At 59.9% G+C, this 25,761-nt stretch carries 24 protein-coding genes; 13 read left to right on the forward strand and 11 right to left on the reverse strand.

Annotated features, from left to right (window positions below):
• Positions 1-65 precede the first annotated feature (65 nt).
• From D0544_RS01910 to D0544_RS01920, 3 genes are all read right to left on the reverse strand, one after another.
• Entirely contained in the window at positions 66-2,042 is a 1,977-nt protein-coding gene (locus D0544_RS01910) for an acyltransferase family protein (RefSeq protein WP_164880789.1), read from the reverse strand.
• An 837-nt stretch (positions 2,043-2,879) separates the two neighbouring features.
• Positions 2,880-3,458 (reverse strand): superoxide dismutase [Fe], encoded by a 579-nt coding sequence (gene sodB / locus D0544_RS01915; RefSeq protein ID WP_125014315.1) that lies wholly within the window; start codon positions 3,456-3,458, stop codon positions 2,880-2,882.
• A 186-nt stretch (positions 3,459-3,644) separates the two neighbouring features.
• The gene (locus D0544_RS01920) at positions 3,645-4,739 is read right to left on the reverse strand and encodes a saccharopine dehydrogenase family protein (RefSeq protein WP_125014317.1); all 1,095 of its coding nucleotides are present in this window, start codon (positions 4,737-4,739) and stop codon (positions 3,645-3,647) included.
• A 286-nt stretch (positions 4,740-5,025) separates the two neighbouring features.
• On the opposite strand from D0544_RS01920, the gene D0544_RS01925 reads away from it, so the two are divergent.
• The gene (locus D0544_RS01925) at positions 5,026-5,847 is read left to right on the forward strand and encodes a hypothetical protein (protein ID WP_125014319.1); all 822 of its coding nucleotides are present in this window, start codon (positions 5,026-5,028) and stop codon (positions 5,845-5,847) included.
• A 12-nt stretch (positions 5,848-5,859) separates the two neighbouring features.
• Here D0544_RS01925 and D0544_RS17060 read toward each other — a convergent pair whose 3' ends face one another.
• The 4 genes from D0544_RS17060 to D0544_RS01945 all read right to left on the reverse strand — a co-directional run bounded on the left by D0544_RS17060 (position 5,860) and on the right by D0544_RS01945 (position 10,085).
• Positions 5,860-6,090, reverse strand: coding sequence for a Lar family restriction alleviation protein (locus D0544_RS17060; RefSeq protein WP_164880790.1), 231 nt, complete (start codon positions 6,088-6,090; stop codon positions 5,860-5,862).
• A 493-nt stretch (positions 6,091-6,583) separates the two neighbouring features.
• Positions 6,584-6,784, reverse strand: coding sequence for a hypothetical protein (locus tag D0544_RS01935; RefSeq protein ID WP_125014323.1), 201 nt, complete (start codon positions 6,782-6,784; stop codon positions 6,584-6,586).
• Positions 6,785-6,843: 59 nt separating this feature from the next.
• The gene (locus D0544_RS01940; RefSeq protein ID WP_125014325.1) at positions 6,844-9,252 is read right to left on the reverse strand and encodes a bifunctional serine/threonine-protein kinase/formylglycine-generating enzyme family protein; all 2,409 of its coding nucleotides are present in this window, start codon (positions 9,250-9,252) and stop codon (positions 6,844-6,846) included.
• A 2-nt stretch (positions 9,253-9,254) separates the two neighbouring features.
• Positions 9,255-10,085 (reverse strand): Stp1/IreP family PP2C-type Ser/Thr phosphatase, encoded by an 831-nt coding sequence (locus tag D0544_RS01945; protein ID WP_164880791.1) that lies wholly within the window; start codon positions 10,083-10,085, stop codon positions 9,255-9,257.
• 289 nt (positions 10,086-10,374) lie between these two features.
• Between D0544_RS01945 and D0544_RS01950 the strand changes: the two genes are divergently transcribed.
• Positions 10,375-11,244 carry an FHA domain-containing protein gene (locus tag D0544_RS01950; RefSeq protein ID WP_125014329.1) on the forward strand — a complete coding sequence of 290 codons (870 nt, stop codon included), beginning with the start codon at positions 10,375-10,377 and terminating at the stop codon, positions 11,242-11,244.
• 63 nt (positions 11,245-11,307) lie between these two features.
• Here the strand turns inward: D0544_RS01950 and D0544_RS01955 are convergent, their stop codons facing one another.
• Positions 11,308-12,225, reverse strand: coding sequence for a universal stress protein (locus D0544_RS01955; protein ID WP_125014331.1), 918 nt, complete (start codon positions 12,223-12,225; stop codon positions 11,308-11,310).
• A gap of 97 nt (positions 12,226-12,322) precedes the next feature.
• On the opposite strand from D0544_RS01955, the gene D0544_RS01960 reads away from it, so the two are divergent.
• The 9 genes from D0544_RS01960 to D0544_RS01995 all read left to right on the forward strand — a co-directional run bounded on the left by D0544_RS01960 (position 12,323) and on the right by D0544_RS01995 (position 20,947).
• Complete coding sequence (locus tag D0544_RS01960; protein WP_125014333.1) at positions 12,323-12,715, forward strand: tetratricopeptide repeat protein; 393 nt, start codon at positions 12,323-12,325, stop codon at positions 12,713-12,715.
• 61 nt (positions 12,716-12,776) lie between these two features.
• The gene (locus D0544_RS17065) at positions 12,777-13,175 is read left to right on the forward strand and encodes a PilZ domain-containing protein (protein ID WP_164880792.1); all 399 of its coding nucleotides are present in this window, start codon (positions 12,777-12,779) and stop codon (positions 13,173-13,175) included.
• The gene (locus D0544_RS01965) at positions 13,159-13,803 is read left to right on the forward strand and encodes a YigZ family protein (RefSeq protein WP_164880793.1); all 645 of its coding nucleotides are present in this window, start codon (positions 13,159-13,161) and stop codon (positions 13,801-13,803) included. The genes D0544_RS17065 and D0544_RS01965 overlap by 17 nt, the downstream gene beginning before the upstream one ends.
• 23 nt (positions 13,804-13,826) lie before the next feature.
• Positions 13,827-15,269: an exodeoxyribonuclease I gene (sbcB, locus tag D0544_RS01970; RefSeq protein WP_125014337.1), complete on the forward strand. Its 1,443-nt coding sequence runs from the start codon at positions 13,827-13,829 to the stop codon at positions 15,267-15,269.
• Between the two features lie 49 nt (positions 15,270-15,318).
• Positions 15,319-16,173 carry a formyltetrahydrofolate deformylase gene (gene purU, locus D0544_RS01975; RefSeq protein ID WP_125014339.1) on the forward strand — a complete coding sequence of 285 codons (855 nt, stop codon included), beginning with the start codon at positions 15,319-15,321 and terminating at the stop codon, positions 16,171-16,173.
• Between the two features lie 90 nt (positions 16,174-16,263).
• Complete coding sequence (locus tag D0544_RS01980; RefSeq protein ID WP_125014341.1) at positions 16,264-17,184, forward strand: hypothetical protein; 921 nt, start codon at positions 16,264-16,266, stop codon at positions 17,182-17,184.
• A gap of 485 nt (positions 17,185-17,669) precedes the next feature.
• Positions 17,670-19,001, forward strand: coding sequence for a CmpA/NrtA family ABC transporter substrate-binding protein (locus tag D0544_RS01985; RefSeq protein WP_125015838.1), 1,332 nt, complete (start codon positions 17,670-17,672; stop codon positions 18,999-19,001).
• A gap of 61 nt (positions 19,002-19,062) precedes the next feature.
• Complete coding sequence (locus D0544_RS01990; protein WP_125014342.1) at positions 19,063-20,076, forward strand: ABC transporter permease; 1,014 nt, start codon at positions 19,063-19,065, stop codon at positions 20,074-20,076.
• A 19-nt stretch (positions 20,077-20,095) separates the two neighbouring features.
• Entirely contained in the window at positions 20,096-20,947 is an 852-nt protein-coding gene (locus D0544_RS01995; protein ID WP_207905829.1) for an ABC transporter ATP-binding protein, read from the forward strand.
• A gap of 9 nt (positions 20,948-20,956) precedes the next feature.
• Here D0544_RS01995 and D0544_RS02000 read toward each other — a convergent pair whose 3' ends face one another.
• From D0544_RS02000 to D0544_RS02010, 3 genes are all read right to left on the reverse strand, one after another.
• Positions 20,957-21,769, reverse strand: a complete 813-nt coding sequence (locus tag D0544_RS02000; RefSeq protein ID WP_125014343.1) for an ion transporter — start codon at positions 21,767-21,769, stop codon at positions 20,957-20,959.
• A gap of 338 nt (positions 21,770-22,107) precedes the next feature.
• Positions 22,108-22,725, reverse strand: a complete 618-nt coding sequence (locus D0544_RS02005) for a response regulator transcription factor (protein ID WP_125014344.1) — start codon at positions 22,723-22,725, stop codon at positions 22,108-22,110.
• Positions 22,726-22,814: 89 nt separating this feature from the next.
• Complete coding sequence (locus D0544_RS02010; RefSeq protein ID WP_125014345.1) at positions 22,815-23,678, reverse strand: DMT family transporter; 864 nt, start codon at positions 23,676-23,678, stop codon at positions 22,815-22,817.
• Between the two features lie 205 nt (positions 23,679-23,883).
• Here D0544_RS02010 and D0544_RS02015 point away from each other — a divergent pair, with 205 nt between their 5' ends.
• Both D0544_RS02015 and D0544_RS02020 read left to right on the forward strand, forming a co-directional pair.
• Entirely contained in the window at positions 23,884-24,675 is a 792-nt protein-coding gene (locus tag D0544_RS02015) for a hypothetical protein (protein WP_125014346.1), read from the forward strand.
• 310 nt (positions 24,676-24,985) lie between these two features.
• The gene (locus tag D0544_RS02020) at positions 24,986-25,759 is read left to right on the forward strand and encodes an ABC transporter ATP-binding protein (protein ID WP_125014347.1); all 774 of its coding nucleotides are present in this window, start codon (positions 24,986-24,988) and stop codon (positions 25,757-25,759) included.
• Positions 25,760-25,761: the final 2 nt, after the last annotated feature.

Raw genomic sequence — 25,761 nt, forward strand, 5'->3', positions numbered from 1 at the left:
GGGAGTGGTGAAAGAATAATTCAGTTCAGGCTGAATAACCATGCGCTGCCGCACGGGGTTAGGCTTTAATCTGAGGGGGGCGCTGTGTCGGTTCCAGCAGAAGCTAAAAGTTGTTGGATGCGGGCACGGATCTCCGGCACTCGCGAGCGGACGAAACTGTCCGTCAGGTGCTTGCTGTCACGATAGACAATGATTCCCTGTTCTGAAAGGGAGAGGCAGAGACCATTGGGGCAGATCAGGTCGTTGAGGTTGAGTAAATAGGCATTGGGGAATAGGCCTGTGCTTTTTGCCAGGTAGCCCGCAACCACCGGGGCTTGGGTGTCGGCAATCGACTTTGTACAGATATTTGTCGGTGTTGCGAGGCTTTTGGGGTCATTGCGGTATGTGCGAGAAATACAACCGGGCACATCCTTCGATAGCTCAGGGGCACCGGCAATAATCAGAACTTGGTTGCTGATTTTGCTCAGGGTTTTGAGAATACGTGCACTGCCCTGGATCCATTGCTCGGCACTGAAGTCATAGGTTCCAGAACTGCCGATGATCGTGGTATCCACCCTTCTCGTTTTTAGCTGTGCCAGCAGGTTGTCCCGCCACTCCTTACACACCGCGTACACGGCACCTATACGGGGGTAGAAGTAATCTTCGTCCACGATGGGGCAGGCGGACTTGGTATAGACCTCGATTCGCCACTGGCCATCACCATAAATGTCAGCCAGCGCGGAGTACCATTGCGCGCCGATACTGTCGCCGATAAACACCAGGGTCTGATCGGCACTGGGGTTACCCCCAATGCAGGCCTTGACCTCGGCGTTGTAGTACCAACTGTCACAGCCCGCTGAATAGATCTCAGGCAGGTCGGTCCTGGCCTGGGCAATCACGCGCTGTACCGGATCGGTGGAAGGGGGAGTCCGGGCATTGATCTGTAAAAGCCCCGCGCTGGCAGCTACCACCATTGCCAGCATCGAAACCAGAATCGTTCGTCCAGGGGCCGCTTGGCTCAGTGGACCTCGCCAGAAGGGCAGTTCTATCCAGCGATAGCTCAGTGCGCTGGCGGCCAGGGCTCCAGCCGCCAGCAAGAGATTCATCAAAAGCGTGGGACTTCCTCCCATCAGCGAGGGCCCCAACATCAGAAACGGCCAATGCCAGAGGTACCAGGCGTAGGAGCGGTCACCGATCCATCGCAGCAGGGGGTGGGATAAGAATGCGCTGGGGGTGTTGGAGCCCGAGGTGGCCAGCAGTAATGCGGCGCCGAGTGAGGGGGCCAGCGCCCAGAGGCCTGGGTAACCGATCTCCGGGGAGAAGAGGATCGAACTCAACCCGATCAATAGCAGCGCGGCCAATCGCATGAGGGTGCTGTGGGTTGTGAGCGGGCGATCTTGAAAGATCACATAAACCAGCGCCCCCAGTGAGAACTGCCAAATACGCATGGGCATCAGGTAGAACGCATAGAGGCTGTTTTGGGTTGACTGGTAAACACACAGGGCCAGGCTGGTGAAAAATAAAAAGCCGAGAAACCGGACCACACTGGGCTTATGGCCGGTGATCCCCAGGCTGCCGATAAGACTGATCAACAGCGGCCATAGCAGGTAAAACTGCTCCTCGACTCCCAGAGACCAGGTGTGCAGGAAGAGGTCTTTGCTGGCCAGCTCGGCAAAGTAGTCGGCGTCAGAAAAGGCAAAGAAGAGGTTGCTGGTCCAGGTGATGGCATAGATCAGTGAGCCCATCTGCTCCCGTAGTTCAAACCCGGAAAGCACAAAGGAGGCTGCCACCGTAGTGGCCAGAATGACGGCCAGCAAGCTGGGTAAGAGCCGTTTAAGCCGCCTCCCAATAAAGCGCGCATACTGGATACGGCCACTGCCTTGATGCTCACGCAGCAGTAACCCGGTGATCAGGTAGCCTGAAATCACGAAGAAGAGGTCAACCCCGATAAAGCCGCCACCGAACAGGAACAGGTTGGCGTGGCACAGCACGACCAGCAGTATAGATATCGCCCGCAAACCCTGAATATCGGGTTGAAAAGGGAGTTGGGTGTTCGGATTCATGCAGGGGTAGTGCCTTTTGGGGGGCGTCTGTGAATTCAGCGCTAACCCTATCATGAGACGAGAGAGAGATCAGTTTCTATCACTCCCAATGAGGGGCGGTCCTCAGCCCGCCCCTCATTGGGAGTGTTGGCGAAAATAATGAGAGGTGCAGACTGCACTAAGATTTCACCTTCTAAGCCGCCGCCCCTGACTCCCGCGGCATACGATCCACATGGATGTGGGGGGTGCCTATTGTGCAGGAGCACGATAGTGGACCGTAATTCCTGTAGATAAGCCGCTCCTGGTCGTCCATGACCCCGACCCACAGGGAAGTGGGAAGTGCCGTTTTTGCAGGAGCAAAAAAAAACGGCCGCGGCATACCCCACGCAGCCCTCTGATCGCTCTCGCCGTCCCTGGCTCTCGCGATCTACGACCTACATGGACGTAGGGAGTACCGGTTGTACAGGAGCACTACAACCGGCCAGCCCGTCCTGTAGATAAGCCGCTCCTGGTCGTCCATGACCCCGACCCACAGGGAAGTGGGAAGTGCCGTTTTTGCAGGAGCAAAAAAACGGCCGCGGCATACCCCACGCAGCCCTCTGATCGCTCCCGCCGCCCCTGGCTCTCGCGATCTACGACCTACATGGACGTAGGGAGTGCCGGTTGTGCAGGAGCACTACAACCGGCCCGCCCGTCCTGTAGATAAGCCGCTCCTGGTCGTCCATGACCCCGCGGCATAGCGTACATCCCTTTGATCGCTATCGGCATCCCTGCCTATCGCGATCTACCTACCTCCTTGTAGGCAATAAAAAAAGGCCGGAGAGGGGAGTCACCGGCCTTGGGCATTAGCGCTGGGGATCAGGCAAAGTTGCTTTGCGCGAACTCCCAGTTGGCCAGCTGCCAGAACGCCTTCAGGTAGTCGGGGCGTACGTTGCGGTAGTCGATGTAGTAAGCGTGCTCCCACAGGTCGCAGGTCAGCAGGGGCTTCTGGTCACCGGTCAGCGGGGTGGCAGCATTGCTGGTGTTGACGATAGCAACGGTACCGTCGGGGTTCTTGACCAGCCAGGTCCAGGAGGAGCCGAAGTTGTTGACGGCGGAGTCGGTGAACTTCTCCTTGAAGGCTTCGAAGGAGCCGAAGGCCGCGTTGATGGCCTCTGCCAGCTCGCCGCTCGGTTCGCCGCCGCCATTGGGGCTCAGGCTGTTCCAGTAGAAGGTATGGTTCCAGATCTGGGCAGCGTTGTTGAAGACGCCACCTTCGGAGTTCTTGACGATGGTTTCCAGGTCCTTACCGGCCAGGTCGGTGCCTTCGATCAGGCCGTTCAGCTTGACCACATAGGTGTTGTGGTGCTTACCGTAGTGGTACTCGAGGGTTTCCTGGGAAATATGGGGCTCAAGCGCATTCTTTTCATAGGGGAGTGCGGGAAGTTCGATAGCCATGGTGAATGTCCTCCAGATCAGGTTTATTTGTTGTTTTGCGAAGCCCCCAGGGGGCTGCACGTTGAAGCGTGACGACTCGACGGTCGTTTTGCGCGAGTAGGTTGCAGTGGATTGTAGCACTTCAGTGCGCGCTACCCACAATAAAATATCAGAGTAAATCTGTCGGGTATTATCCACGGGCTCCGGTCAGCTGTCCAGTACCCCCTGCTGGTAACTGATCACGGTGATGGCCGAGCAGCCGGGCAAGCTTTCGACGAAGGAGGCGCCCATTAACCGCGAGGGGGTAAAGTAGCCTCCACCGCCCTCGTAGTCGAGTAGATACTGGGTGATGGCCAGTGCACCACTGACGGTGAGGTCGTAGCCGTTGGGGGTGGAGAGGAAGGCCTGTTTACTGGTGCCGTTGTTATTTTTGACCTCTCCCCACACGTAACAGGGGGCCTGGCTGCGCTCCTCGGTGGTGGGGTTTTCGACACTCTGTTCAATGCGTCGCAGCAGAAATCGCTGGAGCCACCCCAGTCGTAACAGGGGGCGCAGCCAGTTGAGTTGTCTCAACTGGCGCACGCGGCCAGGCGGTGCGCCCATGTAGACCTCGATATTACCAATACCCGTGGAGAACCAGGCGGTTGCCAGGTCTCCCCAGGGGATGGCCACAGCGTGCTTTATACCGGTGCCAAAATCGATGTCTCGTTCGCGTGCGGCCAGAGGCTCGCAGACCAGCTTTCCCGCCTGTCGCACCATGCTGCCCTGGCCCGCACCCAACAGGCTGGTTTTGGTGGTGCCCACGCTGAGCCCACCTTCGGTGTCGAATCCCAGGGTGAGACGCTCGGCGTCGGGCAGGGCGTTTTTCAGGGTGGCCGCGATGCAGTCGGTGGGGATGACATCGAAGCCAACACCCGGGCAGATCACCTTACGGCACTGGCGGGCTCGACTGTGTCGGGCCTGGGCGTATTCAAAGATGGCAATCTCGCCGGTAATGTCGAGGTAGTGCAGGTTGTTGTCCATGCAGCTGTCGATCAGCGAAGGGGCGGTGTCGACAAAGGGGCCTGCGCAGTTGAGCAGCAGGTCGATATCCGCAAGGTTCTCGGCAATCCGTTCCGGCTCTTCCAGGGAAAAGACCCGGTAGGAGACCCCCAGTTCGGTGGCCAATGGCACAATCTGCTCTTCACTGCGCCCGGCCAGAATCGGGCTCATCCCCTGCATATGGGCTTTACGCGCAATCATGCTGCCGGTAAATCCGTTGGCACCGTAGATCATCCATTTGGCTTCACGTTTGGCGTTCATGCACAGTTCCTTGGGCAGGGGGTAGATCGGTCTGTAAGGGGTGCTCTAATGATAGGGGCAATCGCTACGGACACAAAGCAATGGATGGCAGCGTGAGTAGCCGGGCCGATGCCACCTTAGGGCTGATTGCTGAGAAAGGTCACAAAGTTGGCTATCAGAGGGGCCTCGACAGGTGGCTGCTGGGGGACGTTTTCCTCTACAATGGCCTGTTTGAAATACGTTGCTGGCGTGTGTGGGGCACTCTGCCCTAACGCCCCGGCCAATCAGTAGAGAAAGAAGAGAGTCCATGAGAGCCGACAATACCGACGAGTTGAAAGATATTCCGAGCATGGCGGTTTCCCGCGAAGATATCCGGGGATCGCAGCGACCGGCTGCACGTACGCCCAGTAAACCCGCTAAAGGCTCTCCACTGCTGATGGTGGTGGTCATGATACTGGTGCTCGCCCTGGGGGCGGTCACCTTTTTTGGTTACCAGCAGACCCAGGCGCTGCGCGCCGAACTGGAGAGTAATCAGCAGGCCTTTGAGTTAACCCTGCAGCGGCTGCAGGATGTGAGCGGAAAAGTGATAGCAACCGGGGAATCGATCGATCAGTCGGATACCAAGGTCCAGGCCGAGTTGAAAGAGATTAACTCCGAGATCCGTAAACTCTGGGATGTATCCAACAAACGCAATAAGCGCAATATTGAAGACAATGCGGCCATGGTTGAGAAGCTCTCAACCTCCCTGACCTCGCTGGAGAAAGCGGGAAAGGCGTTAGACCAGGGCTTGAAAAGCCAGCAGCAGGAGCTGCTATCCGAGAAGGCCCGGGTGAGTGGGTTGGCAACCCAGGTTCAGCTGGCCAGCACCGAGCAGGCAGCACGGCTTGAGTCGGTTCAGGAGCGGCTGGACAGCATGGCAACCCTGGCAGCCCGAGTTGATTTGCTGCAGAAGCAGCTAAGCGCCGATATTGAGGCGGTGAGTGGCCGCGTACAGGGCAACGCCGAGGCGGTCCGCTCCATCGACGCGTTCCGGCGCCAGGTGAATGGGCAGTTGCTGGAGCTGCGTGACAGCCTCAACCGCTTGCAGGGGGGCAGCGCTTCGCTGGCTACTCCCCCCAACGCCGGCTAAGCGGGCGCCTTCTTAATATCGAGCGGCGACCAGCTCGCGCACCATCTGGCGTGTTTCGATACGGCGCGCCAGTGTCAGCTCGTGACTAACCCGGTTCCAGGCGTTGACCGCCTGCAGGGCATCCTTCTGTCGGCTGCCCTGGGCGTTGCAGACCCGGCACACCACCCGCTGGGACAACAGCCCCTGTACGATGTGCAACTGCTGGCTGGCACAAAACGGGCAATCTTCCAGTAACTGTTTCATTCCTATCCCCTCACTCTTAATGGTCTTGCGTGCACCCGACGCGACGCTCTTGGGCGTCTGGGGCGGCGGGTGTTTTGCTGGCTTAGGGCATGGCCAGGAGCTGTCCAGGTCATGCCGTGGGACAATCGGTTCTGTGTCGCGAAGAGGGTGGCACGGGCGGCCACTGAGTGGGTGTTGCGTTTTTCGAGGGGGGTAGAGGGGGCGATCTGGATCCAGACGGGAGAGGGGGGGCGAGGCTTTCGGAAAACTACCGGGCCGCATGCCGGCAGGTGCTCCATGGTCTGGGTATCACAGTGGTATGCCTGTATTTCACCAAGATAGCGTTAAGTGTAGGGATGACCCGGGTGATAGCAAGGGATTTGTTATGGTATTTCTCTATAGGTGAGTCTCTATTATCCCCGTAGCTGCGTATAAGAAGGGTGCTCATATTTGAGCCGTGTGCACCGGGCTGCGCTCCGAAGGCCCCTGTTGTTTGCTGGTGTTTTGCCGCAGGCTAGGGGATGCTGATACGAGACTTGCAGCTCAGCAGGAGCAGTTGCCTGAACAGCTGTTTGAGGGCCTGGTTGGAGGGCTCTTGCCCGGCCTGCAGGGGATTAAAACGCCACTCGAGCTCCGTTCCCCCGGTTTCCAGGTTACGTATATCCAGACAGAGTTGCTGGTCAGCCTCCATCCAGGCGTTGATGGTTAAGCTCATAAATCACCTCACTTATTGAATCTATATGAGAATGATTATCGTTACTTTTATGTAGGTTGTCAATCCAGCTCGACCACGACCCGCAAACCAATGCTGCTGGCGGCATGCTCCGGCTTGAACGCGTCTCGGGCGGAGGCGGTGACCCGGCTTGCCTTGCTTTCAAAGCTTCCCCCCCTGGCGACCCGGCGGTTACAGAAGTTGAACTGCAGTGCGCTGCCATCGTTGGGGGTGCGGCTGTAATCGTTGGCATAGCAGTCCTCTACCCACTCAGCCACGTTACCCTGGGTGTCATAGAGCCCGAAGCCATTGGCTTTGTACTCGCCCACCGGCTGGGTGCGCTTACGGCCAAAGAGGCTGTTGAGGAGGTTGTCGCAGCCCTCGCCGCAGTTGGCCCGCTTCTCGCTCATGGTGTCGCCCCACCAGTAGGCCTTGGTGCTACCGGCGCGCGCCGCATACTCCCACTCTGCCTCGGTGGGCAGGCGGTAGGGTTTACCGGTGACCCGGGTGAGCCAGTTTACGTAGGCCTGGGCATCCTCCCAGCTGAGGTTGATCGCGGGCCGGTCACCCCGTCCCCAGCGGCTATCGGAGGCCTGTTTGCGGCCGGTGGCGCGGGTGAACTTGTCGTACTGGGTGAACGTGATCTCGTGCCGGCTGATGGCAAAGGCCTTGGTGATCCTGACCCGGTGGCGCGGTTGCTCGTCTTCGCTGGCAGAGCTACCCATCAGGAAGCTGCCCGCAGGCACGATCACCATGGAGGGGCCTGAGCTGCCGTCTTGCAAGTGGTTGCTGAAGACAAAGCCGGCTTTGGGGGTTGGGCGCAGGTTGATATCGATCGACTTGTCACGGTTGTCCAGCTCAACCCACTCCTTGAACGGCTGGTATCCCTCCCTGGAGACCTCCACCAGGTAGCGGCCCGGCTCCAGGGCCATGTTGTCACGATAGCGTGGTTTGATGTTGAGGATCCGTACCCGGCTGTCGGCCGGGGTCGGTTGGATGCTGAGGCGGAAGGTGACCGGCTGCAGGCTCACCCGGTGCTCCAGGCTGCTGCCATCGATTCGCAGGGTGTCGAGGGCCGTGGTGTAACCGGGGCGAGCCACCTGCACCTGATACTCCCCCTCGGCAAGCAGTATGCCGGGTCGATAGGGCTCGGGGTAACCGAGCAGAACCACCAGTGCGTCAGCGGGCTCAGTCTGCACCCGCAGGGCGAAGCGGGGTGGAGGCGGCGTGGTCTGTGTGATGGTGACCGCAGCGCTCTCTGCCGGCGGTTCCCCCCTGCTAACCGGAGGCGCAGGGGGCGCCTCCTCGGGGACTGGAGGGGGTGCCAGGTTCATCGCCTGTAGTGCCTGCTGGCGCCACTGCTCCCAGGGTAGCGGAGCCCAGTAGAGAAGCGGGGGGGTGAGCAATAACAGCAGCAATATCCAGCGCCGCCGGCGTTGAGGGGCAGCGGCGCGAATCAGTGTGTCACTGCCGGGGCGAATGTCGGTGGCGGCCTCTTCACCGGGGTCCAGGCCGGCCGGTTGGGAGCCGGTACGGGTTTCTATCTCGTAGCCGAAACTCTCCTGGTTGGCGACCATTTTTCGCTTGCCGGTGAGTTGGTCAAAAAAGCCACTGATACGGCTGTTACGGCGCGGCAGCTCATAGGGGGGGGTTGACCCCTCCAGCATGGCGATATCGTTGACCACTTCGGCACCGCGCTGGTAACGCTCGCTGACATTTTTGGCCAGCATGCGCCGCAGCATGGGTTGAAAGCGCTGGTAGCGGGGTGCCAGTACCGGGACCGGTTGCGAAACATGCTTGATGCCGATGGCCACGGCCGAATCGCCGGTATAGGGGACTTTGCCCATCAACATTTCGTAAAACACAATGCCGAGGCTGTAGAGGTCGGCACGACCGTCCAGGTTGTGCCCCTTGGCCTGCTCCGGGCTCATGTAGTGGGGGGTACCCACAATGGAGCCGGCGGAGGTGACATCCACAGGTGCATCCAGGGCCTTGGCAATGCCGAAGTCGGTCAGGACCGCTGAGCCGTCCTGTCGAAAGAGGATGTTCTCCGACTTTACGTCCCGGTGAACAAATCCCTTCTCGTGGGCGAAATCCAGGGCGTGGGCGACCTGGCGCAGGATCTCCAGCGCCCGCTCCTGGGTCAGGCCGCTATGGATCAGCTGCTGCAGGCTTTGCCCGGGGCAGTAATCCATGGCGATGTAGTACAGCTGGTCGTACACACCCACATCGTAAACCGAGATGATGTGGGGGTGGGAGAGGCGGCCGACGATATTGGCTTCGCGCAGAAAGCGTTCTCCAAAGCTGGGGTCGCTGGCCAGGGCAGGGCTCATTACCTTGAGCGCTACCTCACGCCCAAAGCTCTCCTGGATGGCCAGGTAAACGGTCGACATGCCGCCGCGGTTGATCTCGCGCAGGATGCGATAGCCGGGAATGCGCAATTCCTTCTCTCCATTGAGCAGGGTTTCCACCGTCAGGCGCCCCCCTGACTAAGGTAGAGCAGGCAGAGCAGCAGGGCCAATACGGCCAGCAGCCGCGGAGCGTAGTGGGCATAACGGTTATCGCTGGGAGGGGCGGGTTGGGGGGAGAGGGTATCCGCACGCAGGATCACTACCGTGATGTTATCTTTACCCCCGCGCGCGAGAGCGGCCTCCACCAGGTCGTCCACCAGCGCCTGGCTCGGGACGGGTTGCTCCAGCAGGGACTGGATCTCCTCATCGCAGAGTTCATCACTGAGACCATCGCTGCACAGCAGCAGGGTGTCGCCGGGTTGCCAGCTGAGGGTGTCGGCGTCGACCCGCAGCACCTCCAGGGGGCAGCCCAGTGACTGGGTTATTATGTTGCGCTGGGGGTGGTTGTCGGCTTCCTGCTGGGTGATGAGGCCGCTTTCCAGCAGCTCCTGGACAAAGGAGTGATCCCGGCTCAGCTGCTGAAACGGGGGCACTCGCGTCGAGTTCCAGCGATAGATACGGCTGTCACCCACCCAGCCAATCTGGTACTCCTGGCCCTGATTGTGAACGGCCACCAGCGTGGTGCCCATTCCCTCCTGTTCGGGGTTTGCCTGGCTTTGCTGGCGGATCGCATCGTGGGCCTGGTGGATAGCCTCTGTCAGCGGGGTGTTTTTTTCGACCGCTTCGGCCACGGTGTCAATGGCTATCTGGCTGGCCACTTCGCCGCAGTTGTGTCCGCCCATGCCGTCGGCCACCAGCCACAGGTCGAGATCGTTGCTGCAAAGGTAGCAATCCTCATTGTTGCTGCGCTGTTTGCCGGGGTCGGTTCTCGCCGCAAAACTGATAGTGGCCATGGTTCTCCTGTGGGGGCGAAAATCGATGTTGGACTTGGCGAAACCGGACATTCATCCTATTACTCGAGGATGGCGTAAAAAAGTTTTTAAATCTGTGAACTGATCGCCGTATGACTTAGCCCCACTAGATTATTTTTAGACAGCATATATCGGGCTTCGAATTTTCGCCCAACGCTTTAATTTTATTCGGTATTCAGGCGTTCCAAGATGGGCTGGCCATTGCCTTTGGCCACCCCGCTTTGGTGCTCTTCTTCGTTTAAGCTCTCGATGGTAGTAACAGGAGTTCGGCATGTTAAAGCTGGTGCGGAAAGACAACAAAGGAATCGCACGCTGGTTGGTGGACGCGCGGATGAGGATCGGCTCGGCCCCGGATAACGACTTTGTGATTGCCGATGCGAGTGTGGCCGATACCCATGCGGAGCTGAGGATCAAGGACGAGGAGGTGGCCCTGGTTCGGGTGCATTCCGACTCTGTACTGTCGGTGAATGGACGCGATGTAAAAAAGGCAGTGCTGACCAAGGCCGGTGACCTGATCTGCGTCGGTACCGTCGAGCTGGAGCTGGTGGATCCCAAAGAGGGGTTTGTGCCCAAGATCAAACCGGTGACACAGGATACCCCCTGGTCCATCAAGGCAATGGATGCCTCCCTGCCCGAAAAAACCTTCGCAATCAGTAACAGCATGGTGATTGGGCGCTCGAGTGATTGCCAGATCAGCATCTCCTCCTCGCACCTCTCTCGACGCCATGCCGAGCTCTCGGTGGTGGATGGCCGTTTGATGGTCAAGGATATGGGCTCCTCCAACGGTACCTATGTCAATGGCAAGCGGGTGACCGAGGCGTTTCTGAAGCGAGGCGACCTGCTGGGGTTTGATAAGTTGATCTTTACCGTACTGGGCCCGCCCGATGAGCTCGACAAAACCATGGTAAGGACCATGGCGGACAGCTTGCCTGTGGATAAGCGGGGCGAGTCCGCCTCCGGGCCCTCTGCCAGTATGCCAACCCCCTCCGAGGCGGCCGCCTCAGAGGGCGGAGATGAGCCAGCGAGTGGCGCGCCTGTCTCCCCTCAGCCCGCGACTGCCGGCGGCAGTGGGATGGGGATGATCGTCGCGGTAGCGGTGGTGCTGGTATTGGCCGGTGTCGGGTTGTTTATGGTGCTTTGAGCGTGGCGTGCCCCACCTACAAGAGTAAGCGCACATAACCAGGTACAAAGCGTTTTCCCGGGTCTATGACCCGGGGGCGGCTGGACAGACCAGCAGGTCGCAGCTGAGCTGGGGCTGCACCCGTTCGATGGTGTTGCCCTCGATGGCCCGCTCCAGGGCACCCCGTGTGGTTGCTCCCATCACCACCAGCGTTCCCGCCACCTTGCCACCTTCCGCCGGCACAACCCGCTCAGGTTGACCCTCCACCATCAACAGCTGCGCTTCGGTGATGCCGCTCGCCTTCAGGAGCGGGGCCAGTGCCTGCCGGTGGTGTTGTCTCAAGGCGCTGCTCTGGCCCGGATCGGCAGAGGCTATGTCAGCATCGAACAACAGCTGGGGGGAGAGAGGGGCGTAGCAATGGAGCAGGTTCAGGTCGGCCCCTGTGTGGGTGGCGATACTGCGGGCGGTCTCGATAATCTCCCGCTGTGGGCGGTCGCCGGGTACCCCGTCAGGCGGGGTGACAACACAGGCGAGGATCCGCTGTAGGGGGGTACGGTTGAAGGGGATCCAGACCGGCAGGGGGGAGCGCCGAAGCAGCTCCCCTTCCTCTGGCGGTAGCAAAAGCGCTCGCATCGGGTGATGCCGGACCGCTGATTTGACGATCAGTGCGTCACTACCGGGTGGGCACTCGCTCAGCAGTTCGGTGACGGGGGCGGCGCTGTAGAGCAGCTGCGCCTCGGCATCGGGGTGCTGTTTGCGGGTTTCGGCCAGTAATCCGTGCAGCCACCGTCGGTGCACCTCAATCCACTGCTCGCGCTCCCGCTGGCGCTGCTCTTCATTGAGCAACGGGTTGTGCTCAAGGTCACTGTCAAAGCCCTGGGCAACCAGCTTTATATGGGCCCCCGAGAGCCCGGCGATAAAGCCTGCCCGATCCAGGGCGGGCTGGGGGTCCACTGCCGGTACCAGAACCACATACAGTTGACGGATAGCGTCTATCTTCATAGGGGTACCCTTGGCCGCTGCACTTCAACATAGCATTTTGGAGTAAAGATTCCATACAGCTGGCCGATAGCGCATTACACAGTAAGGATAGGTCCGAATGAGCAGCATCATCTTCTTCTTTCGACAGCCAGGGCGCCTACTGAGCCGCTGGCTTCTTGGGGTGGGGCTACTGGCCCTGTTGGCTGGTTGTGGTAGTTACCAGGTCAGCGGTGGGGTGAGTGAAGGGATAGACCTGGCCTATCAGCAGTATGCTGAGGGTGATTGCGTCTCCACGATCCAGACCCTGAGCCGGGTTGAGCGGATGTTAAGGTCCTATCGTTTCCTGCAGCCGGAGGTCTCCCTGCTGCGGGGGTTGTGCCTGGAGCGGCAAGGTTATTTTGTGGACGCCATGGAAACCTACAACTACATCGTGACCACCTTCCCCCAATCCGAGTACGCCTACCGGGCCAAGGCCCGCCTGAAGGTACTGTCGACCCAGCCGGCCAGTTGAGGGGCTGGCGACCGATTTCGAGGGCGGCGGCTGCCAGTCTCACGCAAAGCGGTTATACTTTGTGCAGACACGACTTGAGATTCGAACGGTGAATAGCCAGCAGCCCATGAAGGAACGGCGCGATTTGTCGCGCCACTATCTGGTCGATTACCTGACCATCTATAACCGCAACACGGGGCGGGAGATCGGTGCGATTGGTAACATATCAGCCCGTGGCCTGATGCTGATTACCCGCTTGCCAGTCATGGTGGGCGAGGTGTTCAATATGCGGATCAAACTGCCGGTAGGTGACCAGTCCTACTTCGACCTGGACTTCGATGCCTGCAGCCAATGGTGTCGGCAGGATGTGGACCCTGCCTATTTCGACAGTGGCTTCAGCATCGAGTGGCCCCACGACGGCATCCACGACCTGGCGGCGGCTCTCAAGGAGTTTTTCAGTTTCCGTGAACCGGAGTTGTGATTCACCGGTGACCCATCCCTACAGTGTTCCTACCCTCCCCGCCAAGGTTGAGCTGGAGATTAAGCGTAGTCGTTTCATTGGCCTGCTTGAGCCGGTCTCCAGCCGCGAGCAGGCATTGGCGTTCCTGGCGGATGTTCGCCAGCGTTATCCCGACGCCCGCCATCACTGCTGGGCCTATCGTGCCGGTAGCGCCCGCTCCCCCTCCGCAGAGGCCTGCTCGGATGATGGCGAGCCCCAGGGCAGCGCCGGGCGGCCCATGCTTAATGTGCTTCAGCAGCAAGCGGTGAGCGACCTGGTGGTCGTGGTGGTGCGTTACTTTGGCGGAGTGAAGCTGGGGGTAGGGGGGCTGGTGAGAGCCTACACCGAGGCGGTACAAGGTATCCTCGAACAGAGCCAGTTGCGCCAGCAGAGGGCAATGACCCCCTGTCAGCTGAGGTTTGACTATGGGTTTGAGGTGCCGCTGCGCCAGCTGGTGGAGCGCCTGGAGGGGCGCTGGCTCGACGCCGAGTATGGGGCCGGGGTTGTCCTGCGGGTCGCCATTGCCGATCAGCAGCTGGCGGCCTTCAAGGCGCAGGCGTTGGATATCTGTCGGGGCCAGCTGGATCTATCTCTGCTCCCCCACCACTGAATTAAGCATAAGGAGCCGTTGCTTTGGCAGGGACCATCTATTGGCACGATTATGAAACCTTCGGTACCAGCCCGGCAACGGACTGGCCTTCGCAGTTTGCCGGACTGCGCACCGACCTTGAGCTTAATGAGATCGACGAGCCTCCCCTGGTGCACTACTGCGCCCCCCCTGACGACCAGCTGCCGGCCCCCGATGCCTGCCTGGTGACCGGAATTACCCCCCAGCTGGCCCGGGAACGGGGCAGCTGCGAAGCGGAGTTTATCGCCCGTATCCAGCAGGCGTTCAGCGTCCCCGGAACCTGCGTGGCGGGGTACAACAGCCTGAGGTTCGACGATGAGGTGACCCGTCACTCCCTCTATCGCAACTTCTATGACCCCTACGCGCGGGAGTGGCAAAACGGTAACAGCCGCTGGGACATTATCGACCTGGTGCGCCTGACCGAGGCCCTGCGTCCCGAGGGGATCATCTGGCCGCAGCGTGATGATGGCCTGCCCAGCTTTCGGCTGGAGGCGCTGACCGCCGCCAACGGCATCGCCCACGAGGCCGCCCACGACGCCCTCAGCGATGTGCGCGCCACCGTCGCCATGGCCCGGCTGATCCGTGAGCGCCAGCCCCGTCTCTATGAGTTTGCCTTTGCCCACCGGCAGAAGCAGAGGGTGGCCCGTTACCTTAACCCCCAGCAGAAAACCCCGCTGGTGCACGTGTCGGGACGTTATCCCGCCAGCCGTCACTGCCTGGCACTGGTGCTGCCCATCGCCCCCCACCCGGAGAACAAGAACGGCGTGGTGGTGGTGGACCTGGCGAGCGACCCGGAGCTGCTGCTGTCACTCGAGGTGGAGGAGTTGCGGCGCCGGCTTTACACGCCGGCGGCTGAGCTCGCAGATGGTGATGAACGACCGGGCCTGAAGACGGTACACATCAACCGCTGCCCGCTGGTGGCGCCCATTAATGTGCTTCGCGCCGAGGATATCGAGCGACTGGGACTCGATATGGGGCAGATGAAGCGCCACTACGAGCGCTTGCTGGCGGCCCCCGAACTGGTGGCCAAATTGCAGCAGGTGATGGCCAGCCCCGAGCGTGAGCCCCACCGGGATCCGGACCATATGCTCTACAGCGGCGGCTTTTTCGGTCCCGGGGATCGCGAGCGGATGGAGCAGGTGCGACGCACCGCCGCGGACCAGCTGGCGCAAATGGAACCGGCCTTCGAAGATCTCCGGCTGGAGGAGATGCTGTTCCGTTACCGGGCGCGCAACTACCCCGAGACCCTCTCGCCCGCCGAGCAGGGGCGTTGGCAGCAGTTTCGCCAACAGCGCCTGTGCCAGGCCGCTGGTGGAGGAGGCCGAACCCTGTCGGAGTACTTTGGGCGCATCGAGCAGCTGCGCATGGAGCGCGCCGATGAGCAGAGCCAGCAGCTGCTCAACGAGTTGCAGCGATGGGGGGAGCAGCTGCAGCAGGGACTGGATTGATCGCCGCCACCGGGGGCTTATAATAGCGCCTCGTTTAAAGGAGTAGCCGATGTCCAGAACCTTCCGACTCGTGGTCGCCTGTCCCGACCGCGTTGGCATTGTTGCCAAGGTGAGTAATTTTCTCGCGAACTACAATGCCTCCATCACCGAGGCAAACCACCACTCGGACCTGGCCACGGGCTGGTTTTTTATGCGACACGAAATCTGTGCCGACTCCATGCCGTTGGATCTCGAGACCCTGCGCGCCGCCTTTGCGCCGATCGCTGCCGAGTATGCGATGCAGTGGCGCATTACCGATTCCACCGAGCCCAAGCGGGTCCTGTTGATGGCCAGCCGGGAGTCCCACTGCCTGGCCGATCTGCTGCACCGCTGGCACAGCGGTGAGCTGGAGTGTTCGATCCCGGCGGTGATCTCCAACCATGATGACCTGCGTTCGATGGTGGAGTGGCACGGTATCCCCTTCCACCATGTACCGGTGAACCCGCAGGAGAAGGATGAAGCCTTTGCCGAGGTCGCCGAACTGGTGGAGCGTTACCGCGCCGATACCATTGTCCTCGCCCGCTATATGCAGATACTGCCACCGGCGCTGTGCGATCAGTTTGCCAACCGGGTGATCAATATCCACCACAGCTTCCTGCCCTCCTTCGCGGGGGCCAAGCCCTACCATCAGGCTTACCTGCGGGGGGTAAAGCTGATCGGTGCCACCTGCCACTACGTTACCTCCGAACTGGACGCCGGCCCGATCATTGAGCAGGACATCGAACGCATCAGCCACCGCGACAGCATTGCGGATATGGTTCGCATCGGCAAGGATTGCGAGAAGACTGCCCTGGCCAAGGGGTTGCGCTACCACCTGGAGGACCGGGTGCTGGTGCACGATAACAAAACCGTGGTCTTCGCCTAGCCCCGCTCTCCCCCCCCCCGACTCTAAAGGCTGGCAGGGTTTTTGCTCTTTACCCGGTGGATGCTGTTTAACACCCACTGGGGGTCCATTATGGTTCAAAAAGGTGCATTGCTTAACGGGGTGGTTCAGGCCGGTGCGTTGACGGCGACGACGGCCAATGAAGCCTTGCCTGCCCTCGACTACCGCGCCTTGCATATGGGTAACCAGCGCCGCCTGGGGCGCATTTCATTGACCCTCAGGTGCCTTCCCCTGTTGAGTTACCTGCAGCACCACCGTGGGGCCTCCCTGGCCGTGCTCAATGGCGACCTCTTCTTTGAGTCAAGAATTCTGGGGATTCAGCAAAAGGTGGAGTATCACCTTGAGCGGGTCCAGCGCCTTGACGAACTGAATCTGTTGAAGACGCCGGGCTGGGAAAACGTCGAGCGGGAGTGGCTGTTCGTCAAGGAGCAGTGGCGCATGGACTCCCCCATCGCCAATTTCAACCTCCACAGCCACCTGATCAATGAGCTGCTGACCTTTATCAAGTCCCTTCTGTTTCATGAGGAGGTCGGCACCGACGGCGATTCGCTTCTGCTGCTGGGTTACATCGTTGAAACCCTGCTACCCATTGTGGAGGTGATAGCGCAGATTCGTGGACTCTCCACCCACCGGGAGCTGGATCAGGAGGGTGACCAGGAGGTGGTGTTCAAGCTCAACTACCTGGTCACCGAGTTTCGCCAGCGCCAGCGGGGCGTTCTCGAGCGTTGCGACGCCTTTTCCGAACGTGACCGCAAGTGGATTCTAAAGGCCTATAGCGAAAGCGGTTGTAGTGAGAAGGTGCGGGACTTTGCAGCCGAGATCGCCGACGGCCAGCAGCAGGGGTGGCATAGTGGCTATGGTAATGGAGCACTCTTTCTCAGCGCCACCAAACTGATTGACGCGATCCTGTTTGTTAGCGAATGCAGTATCAAACGCCTGCGGGACCATATGGACAAGAACCTGCAACGCTGGATTTACCGCGAGCAGGCTTAGCCGCTGGGCCAAAAAGTGGCTACCTTATCAAAAAGGGCAGGCCTTTGGAGACCCTGATTCTTTCTCCTCCCTTTCCCTGTCTCCTTAATCTTCCTTTTATATGAAACTTCATCGTATTTTATGTGCCGAAAGCCGGAACGGTTGATCCTGCCTGCTGCGCAGGCAGCTGAGTGCTGGCGTGTGTTGTTTTGTTTTGGTGCATTCTGCCGGCTGGCCTGCGCAGAGTTGTGGCGCGCTGACCGGGAGAGGGGCATTGATCTGGTGCAAAAAAGGGTATTAACGTCCGCCAACCCCTGTTTTTAAAGGGTTTTGACGGCTGGCACGCTTGTTGAATGAGATATATCAACTTCTGTGGGGTGTCTGTCCAGCCGGTAGCCGCTCCCTCACCCGATGCTCACCTGTGGGAGATAGCAATGATGATTCGATTTGGGCGTGTTCTACAATCCACCAATAAAGCGAGTGCCTGTCATAAAGTGGCGGGAGTTATGCTGGGATGCCTGCTGGCAAGCGGGTTCGCATGGGCCGAGCTGGAGGTCGAAAAGGAGGAACTCAAGTTCGGCTTTATCAAGCTCACCGATATGGCGCCGCTGGCGGTGGCCTACGAGAAAGGCTTCTTCGAGGATGAGGGGCTCTACGTGACCCTCGAGGCGCAGGCCAACTGGAAGGTGCTGCTGGATCGGGTGATCGATGGGGAGCTCGACGGTGCTCACATGCTGGCCGGACAGCCCCTCGGGGCGACCATTGGCTACGGCACCCAGGCGCAGGTGATTACCGCTTTCAGCATGGATCTCAACGGTAACGCCATTACCGTCTCAAATGATGTATGGGAGCAGATGAAACCCCACGTTCCCACCATGGCCGATGGCAGGCCCCGGCACCCGATCAAGGCGGACTCCCTGAAGCCGGTGGTGGACAAGTACCTGGCCGAAGGCAAACCCTTCAAAATGGGGATGGTGTTTCCGGTCTCCACCCACAACTATGAGCTTCGCTACTGGCTCGCAGCCGGTGGCATCCATCCCGGGTATTACGCCCCCGATAAGGGTGACACCTCGGGACACATCAAGGCCGATGCCCTGCTGTCGGTGACACCGCCGCCGCAGATGCCCTCCACTATGGAGGCTGGCACTATCTATGGCTACTGTGTGGGGGAGCCCTGGAACCAGCAGGCGGTCTTCAAAGGCATCGGGGTGCCGGTCGTCACCGACTATGAGATCTGGAAGAACAACCCGGAGAAGGTGTTCGGCGTCAGCAAGGCCTGGGCCGACGCCAACCCCAATACCCACATCGCGGTGGTCAAGGCGTTGATTCGGGCAGCCCAGTGGCTGGATGCCGAGGACAACAAGAATCGGCCCGAAGCGGTGAAGATCCTCTCGCGCAGCGAATATGTGGGCGCCGATTATGAGGTGATTGCCAACAGCATGACCGGCACCTTCGAGTACGAAAAGGGGGATAAGCGCGCAGTGCCGGACTTCAATGTGTTCTTCCGCCATAACGCCACCTACCCCTACTACAGCGATGCGATCTGGTACCTGACCCAGATGCGTCGCTGGGGGCAGATTGCCGAGCCCAAGTCCGACAACTGGTATCTCGATGTGGCCAAACAGGTCTACCGCCCCGATATCTACCGTGCCGCCGTCGACTCGTTGATCGAAGAGGGCAAGATGCGCGCATCAGATTTCCCTGACCTGGCCCGGGAGGATGGCTTTCGCGCCCCCCAGATCCACTTTATCGACGGCATCACCTACGACGGTACCCAGCCCAACGCCTATCTGGACCAGTTTACGATCGGTTTGAAGGGTGACGAGGTCGTGCAATAACGGCGGTTTATTCAGCCGGGGTTGCCTGCCAGCAAGTCCGGCCCTGTTTTGAGGAGGCCCCATGGCGACAAAACTGATCACTGCGACCCAGCCCCTGCTTCCTACGGCATGGTTACCAAAGCTGGCCGGACTCTGGAGTCCAGAACGGCTCAACCAGGGCATCCGGTTGCTGCTGGTACCGCTGGCGGCAATGGCGCTGTTTCTGTTTATCTGGCACCTGGGCGCGCCCCGTATCGTCACTTCCCTGGGGCAGGTTCCCGGCCCGGTGGCGGTCTGGGAACAGGCCGGTACCCTGTGGCAGGAACACCTGGCGGAGCGCGACAAGGAGCAGGCATTCTACGAACGGCAGCAGGTGCGCAACAGCAAAAAACTGCAAAAGAACCCCGATGCGGAGGTCAGGATCCGTCCCTATACGGGCAAGCCAACCTATATCGACCAGATCCTCACCAGCCTGACCACGGTGTTTGCCGGCTTTGGGCTGGCCAGCCTGGTGGCGATCCCTATGGGTATCCTCTGTGGATTGAACGCCACGGTGTACCGCGGCCTGAATCCGTTGATCCAGATTTTCAAGCCGGTATCCCCCCTCGCGTGGTTGCCGATCGTCACTATGGTGGTGAGTGCGCTCTACGTCAGTGATGACCCCCTGTTCAGCAAATCCTTCGTCACCTCGGCGATTACCGTCATGCTCTGCTGCATGTGGCCCACCCTGATTAACACCACGGTCGGGGTCGCCTCCATCGAGCAGGATCTGCTCAACGTCAGCAAGGTGTTACGCCTGAACTGGTGGGTACATATCTACAGGGTGGTACTGCCATCGGCCATACCCATGATCTTTACCGGGCTGCGTCTGTCGCTGGGTGTGGGCTGGATGGTGCTGATTGCGGCCGAAATGCTGGCGCAGAACCCGGGTTTGGGGAAGTTCGTATGGGACGAATTCCAGAACGGCAGCTCCCACTCTTTGGGTCGCATTATGATCGCGGTGATCACAATTGGCTTCATTGGTTACCTGCTGGATCGCATCATGCTGCAGATACAGAAAGCGGTGTCCTGGGATAAGAGCGCGATTCTGCGCTAGGAGTAGGGAGAAAATCATGATGAAAGATCATCTTAGCCTTGAGCAGGTTGCTATTGAATTTCCGGCTCCCGGTGGGCCCTTCAGGGCACTGGATAAGGTTAACCTGAAAATTGAGGAGGGGGAGTTTGTCTCGCTCATCGGCCACTCCGGCTGTGGTAAATCCACCGTGCTCAATATTATCGCCGGCCTGCACCGGGCAACCGAAGGGGGGGTAATCCTCGACGGTAAGGAGGTCAACGAGCCGGGGCCGGAGCGGGCCGTGGTGTTCCAGAACCACTCCCTGCTGCCCTGGTTGACCGCCTACCAGAACGTTGAGCTGGCGGTAAAGCAGGTGTTCGGCCGTAAGAAAAGCCGGGCCGAGACCCGCCAGTGGATTGAGCATAACCTTGAGCTGGTGCACATGGGGCACGCCCTCGACAAGCTGCCGGGGGAGATCTCCGGCGGCATGAAGCAGCGGGTGGGCATTGCCCGGGCGCTGGCGATGCAGCCACGGGTGCTGCTGATGGATGAGCCCTTCGGTGCCCTCGACGCACTCACCCGGGCCCATCTACAGGATTCATTGATGGAGATACAGGCGCGTCTCAACAACACGGTGGTGATGATTACCCACGATGTGGACGAGGCGGTGCTGCTGTCAGACCGTATCGTGATGATGACCAACGGACCGGCGGCGACCATCGGCGAGATCCTCAAGGTTGACCTCGAGCGCCCCCGTGACCGCCTGGCGCTGGCCGATGACAGCCGCTACAACCATTACCGGGCTGAGGTGTTGCGCTTTTTGCATGAGCGTCACCGCCGCAGTGAAACCCCACGGGTGGTGGTGGACAACCCGGCGCCCGACGCCGAAGCGGCAGGAAAGAGCGCCGCCTAGGGGCCGGGCTCAGGGGTTGAGGCCGGCGCCACAGTATTTGCAGTGTTCGGCATCGTTATCGTGGCCGCTACGGTTGCAGTTGGCGCAGTATTTGGCGGAGCGATCGCGACGCAGTTCATCGGCCAGCTCGGCGGTGATGATCCCGGTGGGAACGGCAATGATGGAGTAACCGGTCACCATCACCATCGAGGCCAGCACCTGGCCGAACACGGTGTGGGGGGTGATGTCACCGTAGCCCACGGTGGTGATGGTGACGATCGCCCAGTAGATGCTTTTGGGAATGCTGGTAAACCCGCTCTTATCCCCCTCCACCACGTACATCAGGGAGCCGAAAATCGTGGCCAGCACCAGTACCGAGCAGAAGAAGACAAAGATCTTGCGGCGCGAGGAGAGCATGGAGCGCCAGAGCACATTGGCGTCGCGCAGGTAGCGCATCAGCTTGAGGATACGGAAGATCCGCAGGACCCGCAGCAGGCGGATGATCACCAGGAAGGTCGAGCCGCTGTAGAGCAGTGCCAGGTAACTGGGCAGAATCGCCAGCAGGTCAACGATGCCGAAGAAGCTGCGGGCGTAGCTGAGCGGCTTGGGCGAGCAGTAGAGACGGGCGATGTACTCGAGGGTAAAGAGCAGGGTGAACACCCACTCAATGATAAAAAACTGCTGGTGGTAACGGGAGGAGATCTCCTGGACCGAGTCCAGCATGGCCACCCCGATACTGAGCAGGATGGCGGCAATCAGGAACAGGTCGAAGCGGCGCCCCGCCGGGGTTTCGGTTCCAAAGATGACCTCGTAGAGGTGCTCTTTCAAGCGCTGCGTCGCCATATTCAATCCGTTGATGGTCTGTCTGGGAGCGCTCTATAGTACCGAACTTTGTAGGTGAAAGTCGCGGCAACCGGGTATCAATTAAAGGGGGGGCTACCAACTCATGCGGTACAGCGAGGCCATGCTCAGCAACAGCAGGGCAACGCAGGTGAGAGAGATCATAATATCGGGCACGGGGGATCGCTTGGGTGGCATTGGGCTCTGGCTCCTCGACAGGGGAAGCCCAGTGTAGGGGGGGCTTGTTTCGGTGCCTATGGGTAGAGCTACGGCAATCCTTGTGGCATCTACCTAGAGGCGCACAGGCGGAGCAACCCCTTCGCCTGTGTGCCCTGCCTGGACTACATCTGGTCCTGAACCTGCATTACCTGGCGCACCAGGTGGGCGAGGGACTTGGTGCCCATCTTCTCCATTACCCGGGAGCGGTGGATTTCGACGGTGCGCTGGCTCAGGTTGATGTCCAGTGCGATCACCTTGTTGGCCTTGCCCTCAATCACATGGTGCAACACTTCACGCTCGCGGTCGGTGAGGGTGCTCAGGCGGCGCAGGATCTCCTTGTGCTCCAGCAGCTCCTTGCGTTGCTCGGCGTCGAGCTTGAGGGCGTCGTTGATCAGGTCCAGCAGCTCCTGGTCACGGAACGGCTTCTGGATGAAGTTCATGGCGCCGTCCTTGATCGCCTGCACCGCCATCTGTACATCACCGTGGCCGGTGATAAAAATAATGGGAAGGATGCAGTGCATCTCATTGAGCTTGCCCTGCAGCTCAAGCCCGCTCATCCCCGGCATACGAATATCCAGCACAATACAGCCCGGGCGATTTTCATCGTAACTGTTGAGGAATTCGGCCGGGGAGGCAAAGGTCTCTACGCTCTGCCCAACGGATTTCATCAACAGTCGTAGCGAGTCCCTGACCGCCTCGTCGTCGTCAATGATGAAAACTGTCGATTCCTGTTCTTGCATGTGCGTTTCCTTTCTAGCTCGTGGAGTGACTCGCGCGTTCTGTTTTTTATGGCAAATAGTTTGCCATTATGTGGGGTTTATATCGAGCATTATAGCGGCTTCCTGCGCGGTAGCTGGTCGGCTACCGCCAGTACCCCCGCCGCGATCACCAGCCCCATGCCGATCAGGGTGGCCAGCGCCAGCGATTCTGCCCACAGTAACCAGCCCAGCAGGGTGGCAAAGAGAATCGATGAGTAGGTAAAAGGGCCAAGGCGTCCTGCCGGTGCCAGCGCATAGGCATGGCTGAGGGAGAGCTGGGCGCCGGTTGAGAGCGCCGCCATCAGCAGGATCAGCCCCCACCCCTGGGTCGAGGGGGTGACCCAGTTCATCAGCGCCGGCAGCACCGAGAGCAGGCTGGTGAAGAGGGCAAAGTAAAAGACGATGCGGGTGCTGGGTTCGGTGCTGGCCATGCGCCTGATGGTGACCTTGGCCAGGGCCCCCAGCAGGGCACCGGCTAGGGCGACCAACAGCACCGGGTTCAGCCCTGCGGCGCCCGGCTTAAGGATCAGGGCAACGCCAAGAAAGCCTAAGCCAATGGCAATCCTGACGCTCCTGGGAATCTGCTCGCCCAGCCACAGGAGGGCGATCACCGGAATAAAGAAGGGGGCGGTCTGTTTAAACAGGGCCGCCTCCGCCAGGGGCAGGTGGGCCCAGGAGTAGTAGAGGCAGTACATGGCGCTGACCCCGACCGCGGCGCGCATCAGGTGAAACCTGATATGCCGGGTCTGGATGGCGGCGCTCCCCTGGCGCATCAGCCAGGGGAGCAGCAGCCCCAGGGCAAACAGGTTGCGGCAAAAGACGATCACCTCGTTGGGCAGCTCATGGGCCAGCTGTCGAATGGTGGCGCCGCTGAGCACCAGTAGCAGCTCGGACAGGAGAATAAAGAGCGCACCGCGGTAGAGGGGGTTGGACATGGGGGCGGTTCTGGCCAGAGGGGCGCGCAGTATAGCTTAAGCGGATAAGGGGTTGCATGCCTTTGGCGGGGGTGCGAAGCTGGTGGCAGGAACTTCGCTGAGGCTGATGTCGGGGCCGCGCAGGATGCGTACGCCGAACCTATCGCCCCTGAGAGCATCGGCTCTTTGGGTACACAATAAAAACAATACAGCGAGTGACTCCACTATGATGCGACGTGCACCTTATCTTCTTCTATTGTGCCTGGGCCTGATGTCGGGCCCGGTGCTGGCCGACAAGGGCCAGCTTCTGGACCGGCTCTACGCGCTGGAGATCGAAACCTACGCCACCTCCACCCAGTTCCATATGTTTACCTTTCTTGAGGGTGACCTGCGGGTCGCAACCAAGATCGAGAAGGGGCTGCAGCAGATGCAGGACCGGATCCCGGCCGATGAGGCGCTGCCTGGCGACGAGGCGCTGGCCGCCCTGGTGAACCAGGTCCGGCTCGACTTTGAACCGTACCGTAAAGCCGCCCAAGGCAACGAGATCCGTACCCAGGGATATACCTCGGTGTATGCGGTGAGCGATCTTGAAACTGCCGAGCAACGTCTGCTCAATAGCCTGGCCGTGGCACAGGATTATCTCGATGGCAGCCAGCCCGGCCTGCGTCACCAGTTGATGTCGGCTGCGGCCAGGGTGCAAAAGATGGCGTCTCGTTATGCCCGCCTCGCGGCCCACTGGAATGGGCGTACCGGGCTGATGGCCGATGCCGAGGGTGACACCATCGATGTGCACGCCACCGCGTTCTCTCAGCAGCTTGAAACCCTCCGGAGCTCCCTTGGGGATGAGCGGCTGCTGGAAGCCGAAATCAAGTGGGAGTTTATTTCGGCCAAACTGATCGACTACCAGAACGAGACCGTCCCCTATCTGGTCACCCGCTACAGCGACTCTATCGTCAGCCGGCTGATGGCCGTGGGCGCAGATACCGCCGTGGAACTGCCGGCGTTGGCCTCCAACTGATGGGAGGCTGTTCTTAAGCGGATGCTGCAGGGGAGTTGGTGCTGGGGCGGTGGGGTCGCCCTGTGCGGCACGAACCTGCGTTTTGAGAAAATAAGGGGTATAATTTCCTCTTTACGCCGTTTAGTTTTAGTCTGGGGACCTGCTGTTCACATCTTGCGCAAAACCCCTTGCATGGTTCCTGCCCAGTTGCGTACTTTATGGCACAACCCGCCCGGCTCTGCAGAGGCGGGACACGCTATCCGAGACACCCGTGTGTTGGCCCTGCAACGGCCGGTACCGATTCGATAACGAACCATAAGAAGAGAGTTCTATGAGCAGCAATACCCCTGCACTGGAAGTGAATGACCTGCATAAGCATTTCAATGAACTGGAGGTGCTCAAGGGAGTGTCGCTGACGGCCCAGAAGGGGGATGTGATCTCCATGATCGGCTCCTCCGGCTCCGGCAAAAGTACCTTCCTGCGTTGTATCAATCTCCTTGAAATCCCCACCTCCGGCGATATCTACCTGCACGGCGAAAAGATTGCGATGAAGCCCGGCAAGCGGGGCGTGCCCATGCCCGCGGACCAGAAGCAGGTGGAGCGTATTCGCTCACGCCTGTCGATGGTGTTCCAGAGCTTTAACCTCTGGTCCCATATGACCATCGAGGAGAACATCATTGAGGCCCCCATCCAGGTGCTGGGTTTGTCGAAGAAGGAGGCCCTGGAGCGGGCCCGCCGCCTGATGGACAAGGTGGGTATCTACGAGAAGCGTGATTACTATCCCGGCCACATGTCCGGCGGTCAGCAGCAGCGTGCGGCGATCGCTCGGGCGCTGGCCATGGACCCGGAGGTGATGCTATTTGATGAGCCCACCTCGGCGCTGGACCCGGAGTTGGTGGGTGAGGTACTCAAGGTGATGCAGGACCTGGCTGAAGAGGGTCGCACCATGATTGTGGTTACCCATGAAATGGCCTTTGCCCGAGATGTATCAAACAAGGTACTCTTTCTGCATCAGGGGCTGATTGAAGAGCAGGGGCATCCCGATACGGTCTTTAATAACCCTGAATCAGAACGGCTGCAGCAGTTTCTTGCCAGCAGTTATTAACC

It is taken from the genome of Aestuariirhabdus litorea (genome assembly GCF_003864255.1).
In the GTDB taxonomy this organism is placed as follows: Bacteria; Pseudomonadota; Gammaproteobacteria; order Pseudomonadales; family Aestuariirhabdaceae; genus Aestuariirhabdus; species Aestuariirhabdus litorea.

Excerpts from the sequence above, each read along its gene's own strand:
- D0544_RS01950 (WP_125014329.1), top strand. The coding sequence starts at position 10,375 with ATGTTAAAGCTGGTGCGGAAAGACAACAAAGGAATCGCACGCTGGTTG.
- sodB (WP_125014315.1), bottom strand. The coding sequence starts at position 3,458 with ATGGCTATCGAACTTCCCGCACTCCCCTATGAAAAGAATGCGCTTGAG.
- D0544_RS17060 (WP_164880790.1), bottom strand. The coding sequence starts at position 6,090 with ATGAAACAGTTACTGGAAGATTGCCCGTTTTGTGCCAGCCAGCAGTTG.
- D0544_RS01960 (WP_125014333.1), top strand. The coding sequence starts at position 12,323 with ATGAGCAGCATCATCTTCTTCTTTCGACAGCCAGGGCGCCTACTGAGC.
- D0544_RS02000 (WP_125014343.1), bottom strand. The coding sequence starts at position 21,769 with ATGGCGACGCAGCGCTTGAAAGAGCACCTCTACGAGGTCATCTTTGGA.
- D0544_RS01990 (WP_125014342.1), top strand. The coding sequence starts at position 19,063 with ATGGCGACAAAACTGATCACTGCGACCCAGCCCCTGCTTCCTACGGCA.
- D0544_RS02005 (WP_125014344.1), bottom strand. The coding sequence starts at position 22,725 with ATGCAAGAACAGGAATCGACAGTTTTCATCATTGACGACGACGAGGCG.
- D0544_RS01920 (WP_125014317.1), bottom strand. The coding sequence starts at position 4,739 with ATGAACGCCAAACGTGAAGCCAAATGGATGATCTACGGTGCCAACGGA.
- D0544_RS01985 (WP_125015838.1), top strand. The coding sequence starts at position 17,670 with ATGCTGGGATGCCTGCTGGCAAGCGGGTTCGCATGGGCCGAGCTGGAG.
- D0544_RS01995 (WP_207905829.1), top strand. The coding sequence starts at position 20,096 with ATGAAAGATCATCTTAGCCTTGAGCAGGTTGCTATTGAATTTCCGGCT.
- purU (WP_125014339.1), top strand. The coding sequence starts at position 15,319 with ATGTCCAGAACCTTCCGACTCGTGGTCGCCTGTCCCGACCGCGTTGGC.
- D0544_RS02020 (WP_125014347.1), top strand. The coding sequence starts at position 24,986 with ATGAGCAGCAATACCCCTGCACTGGAAGTGAATGACCTGCATAAGCAT.
- D0544_RS02010 (WP_125014345.1), bottom strand. The coding sequence starts at position 23,678 with ATGTCCAACCCCCTCTACCGCGGTGCGCTCTTTATTCTCCTGTCCGAG.
- D0544_RS01910 (WP_164880789.1), bottom strand. The coding sequence starts at position 2,042 with ATGAATCCGAACACCCAACTCCCTTTTCAACCCGATATTCAGGGTTTG.
- D0544_RS01925 (WP_125014319.1), top strand. The coding sequence starts at position 5,026 with ATGAGAGCCGACAATACCGACGAGTTGAAAGATATTCCGAGCATGGCG.
- D0544_RS02015 (WP_125014346.1), top strand. The coding sequence starts at position 23,884 with ATGATGCGACGTGCACCTTATCTTCTTCTATTGTGCCTGGGCCTGATG.
- D0544_RS01955 (WP_125014331.1), bottom strand. The coding sequence starts at position 12,225 with ATGAAGATAGACGCTATCCGTCAACTGTATGTGGTTCTGGTACCGGCA.
- D0544_RS01945 (WP_164880791.1), bottom strand. The coding sequence starts at position 10,085 with ATGGCCACTATCAGTTTTGCGGCGAGAACCGACCCCGGCAAACAGCGC.
- D0544_RS01935 (WP_125014323.1), bottom strand. The coding sequence starts at position 6,784 with ATGAGCTTAACCATCAACGCCTGGATGGAGGCTGACCAGCAACTCTGT.
- D0544_RS01980 (WP_125014341.1), top strand. The coding sequence starts at position 16,264 with ATGGTTCAAAAAGGTGCATTGCTTAACGGGGTGGTTCAGGCCGGTGCG.